Raw genomic sequence first — 4,917 nt, forward strand, 5'->3', positions numbered from 1 at the left:
TGGGGGGTAGTTTTCCGCGCGGCCCTCCCCCCCCCGTCGTGGTTCATAAACACCCCCCCCCCCCCACGCCAGACTCCCCGGGAGCCGCCCCACACAGGTCAGAGTCCGCGCCAGGGCGTCTCGTCCACCCCGCCTGGCACGGCGTCACCCCGCTCGTAGGGCTCGCGGGTGAAGACGAAGGACCCGAGGTCGAGATGGCTCACCGAGCCGTCCTCGCGCTTCACCACCCGCAGGGTCTCCCCCTGGTAGTAGCCGTCGAGGCCGGTCCAGCCGCTGCCGTCGGGCAGCGGGCGGAAGGTCGCCCGCCGCCCCACGCCCTTCAGCGGCTCCAGGGTCACGGCGCGCCCGGCGCCGACCCGCAGGCCGTAGGAGTACGTGCCCCAGTACCAGGGGCCGGTGAGGGCGAGCAGCTCCTCGTCGACCTCGGCCGCAGGAAGGGGCCGCCAGGGCTTCGGCAGACGCGGCTCGGCCTCCGCGACGATCCGGATGAGTTCGGCGGCCACGGTGCCCGTGAGCGGCCCGCTGGTGGCGTTGGCGAGGGCCACCGCGGCCACCCCGTCCTCGACGCTCACCCACAGGCCGGCGACGAAGCCGGGCAGCGAACCGGTGTGCCCGAACAGCAGCCCGCGCTCCGAGTGCACGAGCTGGAGGCCGAGGCCGTAGCCCATCGTCGGGTCGCTCGTGCCGGGCGGCGCCGCGGGCACCCGCATCTCCGCCACGGTGGCCGCGCCGAGCACCCGGTCGTCCCCCTCGGCGAGGAAGACGCCGAACCGGCACAGGTCGCCGACCGTGGACCAGAGCTGCCCCGCCGGGGCCATCACCCCCAGGTCCTCGGCGGGTTCGGGCATCATCACATCCGCCCAGGGGTGCACCGCGAAACCGCCGGCATGCGGCGCGACCGGCTGCGTCGTCGTCCGGTCGAGGCCCAGCGGCTCCAGGATCTCGGTGCGCAGCGCCTCCTCCCACGGCACCCCGCGCACCGCCTCCACCAGCGAACCGAGCAGCGTGTAACCGGGGTTGGAGTAGTGGTGGAGCCGTCCCACCGGGTGCAGCATCGGCCGCTCCCCCAGCACATCGGAAAGCTCCGGCCGGACGGTCCCCGGCGTCCGCTCCCACCAGGGCGACGGAGTCTCGGCGGCAAGACCCGAGGTGTGGCCCAGGAGTTGAGCGATCGTCACCTCGCCGACGCCCGTGCCCGGCAGATGCTTCTCCAGCGGATCCTCAAGACTCAGCAGCCCCTCGTCCCTCAGCCGCATCACCAGAACCGCGGTGAACACCTTGGTGATCGAGCCGATCCGGTACTGCGTCCCGGCGTCCGGGGCGTGCCCGTCGACACAGCTGCGGGAACCGCTCCACACCATCGCGCCCTCCCGCGCGACACCGGCGGCGAACGAGGGTGCGCGCCCCTCGCTCTGCGCGACGGCCACACGGTGCAGCAGAGCACGTTCGGTACTGGGCAACAGGGCTTCGAAAGTCGAGGTCATACGGCGATCATGCCGTGCCGCCCCGGGGATCTCGATCAGGTTTGTGCCATGTCCACGAAGCGCGAGTAGTGGCCCTGGAAGGCCACGGTGATGGTCGCCGTCGGACCGTTACGGTGCTTGCCGACGATGATGTCGGCCTCGCCGGCGCGCGGGGACTCCTTCTCGTAGGCGTCCTCGCGGTGCAGCAGGATGACCATGTCGGCGTCCTGCTCGATGGAGCCGGACTCTCGGAGGTCGGACACCATCGGCTTCTTGTCCGTGCGCTGCTCGGGACCACGGTTCAGCTGCGAGAGCGCGATCACCGGGAGCTCCAGCTCCTTGGCGAGGAGCTTCAGGTTTCGCGACATGTCGGAGACCTCCTGCTGGCGGCTCTCGGCGCGCTTGGAGCCGCCGGACTGCATCAGCTGGAGGTAGTCGATGATGACGAGCTTGAGACCGGCCCGCTGCTTGAGCCGGCGGCACTTGGCGCGGATCTCCATCATCGACAGGTTCGGCGAGTCGTCGATGTAGAGCGGGGCCTGCGAGACGTCCGGCATCCGGCGGGCGAGCCGGGTCCAGTCGTCGTCGGTCATGGTGCCGGAGCGCATGTGGTGCAGCGCCACCCGGGCCTCGGCCGAGAGCAGACGCATGGCGATCTCGTTGCGGCCCATTTCGAGGGAGAAGATGACGCTGGGCAGGTTGTTCTTGATGGACGCGGCCCGCGCGAAGTCCAGCGCGAGGGTGGACTTACCCATGGCGGGACGGGCCGCGATGATGATCATCTGACCGGGGTGCAGACCGTTGGTGAGCGCGTCGAGGTCGGTGAAGCCGGTGGGGACACCGGTCATCTCGCCGCTGCGCGAGCCGATCGCCTCGATCTCGTCGAGCGCGCCCTCCATGATGTCGCCGAGCGGCAGATAGTCCTCGGTCGTGCGCTGCTCGGTGACCTGGTAGATCTCGGCCTGGGCGCGGTTGACGATCTCGTCGACGTCGCCGTCCGCCGCGTATCCCATCTGCGTGATCTTGGTGCCGGCCTCGACGAGGCGGCGCAGCACGGCCCGCTCGTGGACGATCTCCGCGTAGTACGAGGCGTTGGCCGCGGTCGGCACCGACTGCACGAGGGTGTGCAGATACGAGGCGCCGCCGACCCGGGTGATCTCACCGCGCTTGGTGAGCTCGGCGCCGACCGTGATGGGGTCGGCGGGCTCGCCCTTCGCGTACAGGTCGAGGATCGCCGCGTAGACGGTCTCGTGGGCCGGCTTGTAGAAGTCGTGGCCCTTGATGATCTCGACGACGTCGGCGATGGCGTCCTTGGACAGCAGCATGCCGCCGAGGACGGACTGCTCGGCGTCGAGGTCCTGCGGGGGTACGCGCTCGAAGGCGGACACCCCGCTGTCCCAGCCGCCCTCGCTGCCGCGCTCGTGCTGGTCCTCCCGGCCGCGCCCGCGGCCGCCCCGCTCACGGGTACGCGTCGGGAGCCGGTCGCCGGGTCCGCTGTCGGCCCAGGGATCGTCCATGGGCTCGGGCATGCTCACCAAGCCACCTCCTCCCGTCCGCTCCGCGGACCTCGCCGTGCCCCTCTTTCTTACGCCACGGCTCGGACAAAAAAGGGGCTTTGACTCCGCTTCTGGCGCGTCGGGCGCCGGACCACGGTAGGCCCGCGGGCACCGTCAGCCAATCTGGTTATCCACAGGGCCTGTGGGTGAAGGCCCAGATGCTGTGGAGAACTCCCCGGAACCTGTGCACGGACCGGGGGACAGCCATGTGGACAAACTCATAACCCCCGCAATCAAGCGCCTCTGACCTGCGGTTTTTCCATCCACCGGCTGTGGGGGAGAAAAACTTTGCCACCCGGACCAAGATCAGAACAAACGGCGCACACCCGAAGGGTCACTCGCCGCGAAGGTAAGGGTCTCTATGTGATTGCATCTCTTACCTGTGGAAGATTAGATTGAGCCCATGCACCAGGCTCCCGCGCCCCCCAAGGCCGTTCGACGGCAACACGACCGCGAGATCGTCTCGCTCGCCGTCCCGGCCTTCGGCGCACTCGTCGCCGAGCCCCTGTTCCTCATGGCCGACAGTGCCATCGTCGGGCATCTCGGCACCCCCCAGCTCGCCGGACTCGCCATCGCCTCGGCACTCCTCTCCACCGCCGTGAGCGTCTTCGTCTTCCTCGCCTACGCCACCACCGCGGCCGTCGCCCGCCGCGTCGGTGCCGGCGACCTCAAGGCCGCCATCCGCCAGGGCATGGACGGCATCTGGCTCGCCCTGCTGCTCGGTGTCGCCGTGGTCGCCCTCACCCTGCCCACCGCTCCCTGGCTCGTCGACGTCTTCGGCGCCTCCGACACCGCCGCCCCCTACGCCGTCACCTATCTGCGGATCTCCAGCCTGGGCATCCCCGCCATGCTGGTCGTCCTGGCCGCCACCGGTGTGCTGCGCGGTCTCCAGGACACCCGCACCCCGCTCTATGTCGCCATCGCCGGCTTCGCGGCCAACGGCGCCCTCAACCTCGGCCTGGTCTACGGCGCCGGCCTCGGCATCGCCGGCTCCGCCTGGGGCACGGTCATCGCCCAGCTCGGCATGGCCGCCGCGTACCTCGTCGTCGTCATCCGCGGCGCCCGCCGCCACGGCGCGTCCCTGCGTCCCGACGCCGCCGGCATCCGGGCCTCCGCCCAGGCCGGCGCCCCGCTCCTGATCCGTACGCTCTCGCTGCGCGCCGTCCTGATGATCGCCACCGCCGTCGCCGCCCGGCTCGGGGACGCCGATGTGGCCGCCCACCAGATCATCCTGTCCCTGTGGAGCCTGATGGCCTTCGCCCTCGACGCGATCGCCATCGCCGGGCAGGCCATCATCGGGCGCTATCTCGGCGCCGACGACGCGGACGGCGCCCGCCAGGTCTGCCGCCGCATGGTCCAGTGGGGCGCGCTCTCCGGGGTCGTCCTGGGCGCACTGCTCATCCTCGCCCGCCCCCTGTTCGTCCCGCTCTTCACCGGGGACTCCGCGGTCCAGGACGCCCTGCTCCCCGCCCTGCTCGTGGTCGCGCTCTCCCAGCCGGTCTCCGGCGTGGTCTTCGTCCTCGACGGTGTCCTGATGGGCGCCGGCGACGGCCCCTACCTCGCCTGGGCCATGCTGCTCACCCTGATCGTCTTCGCCCCGGTCGCCCTGCTCGTCCCCGTCCTGGGTGGCGGGCTGACCGCGCTCTGGGGCGCGATGGCGCTGATGATGACCGTGCGCCTGGCGACCCTCTGGTTCCGCGCCCGCTCCGGCCGCTGGATCGTCACCGGCGCCACGCGCTGAATGTTTCACGTGAAACCGGGTGTTTCACGTGAAACGACGCCGTTCAACGCTCCCGTTCCACAGCGGAAGGGCCGCACCCCGAGGCACCTCCTGAGCCGCTGGCTCCGGCGCGCCGCCATCGCGTCCTCAGCCGACGAGATCTTCGCGGACGCCGAAG

At 70.8% G+C, this 4,917-nt stretch carries 3 protein-coding genes; 1 reads left to right on the top strand and 2 read right to left on the bottom strand.

What is annotated here, in order from left to right:
* Window positions 1-98 precede the first annotated feature (98 nt).
* Window positions 99-1,484 (bottom strand): serine hydrolase domain-containing protein, encoded by a 1,386-nt coding sequence (locus AB0C73_RS25735; RefSeq protein WP_362534385.1) that lies wholly within the window; start codon window positions 1,482-1,484, stop codon window positions 99-101.
* Window positions 1,485-1,519: 35 nt separating this feature from the next.
* Window positions 1,520-2,998, bottom strand: coding sequence for a replicative DNA helicase (dnaB, locus tag AB0C73_RS25740; RefSeq protein WP_362534388.1), 1,479 nt, complete (start codon window positions 2,996-2,998; stop codon window positions 1,520-1,522).
* Between the two features lie 424 nt (window positions 2,999-3,422).
* On the opposite strand from dnaB, the gene AB0C73_RS25745 reads away from it, so the two are divergent.
* On the top strand, window positions 3,423-4,760 hold the full coding sequence (locus AB0C73_RS25745) for an MATE family efflux transporter (RefSeq protein WP_362534391.1): 1,338 nt from the start codon (window positions 3,423-3,425) through the stop codon (window positions 4,758-4,760).
* The last annotated feature ends 157 nt before the right edge of the window (window positions 4,761-4,917 follow it).

It is taken from the genome of Streptomyces sp. NPDC048623, assembly GCF_040650755.1.
GTDB lineage: Bacteria > Actinomycetota > Actinomycetes > Streptomycetales > Streptomycetaceae > Streptomyces.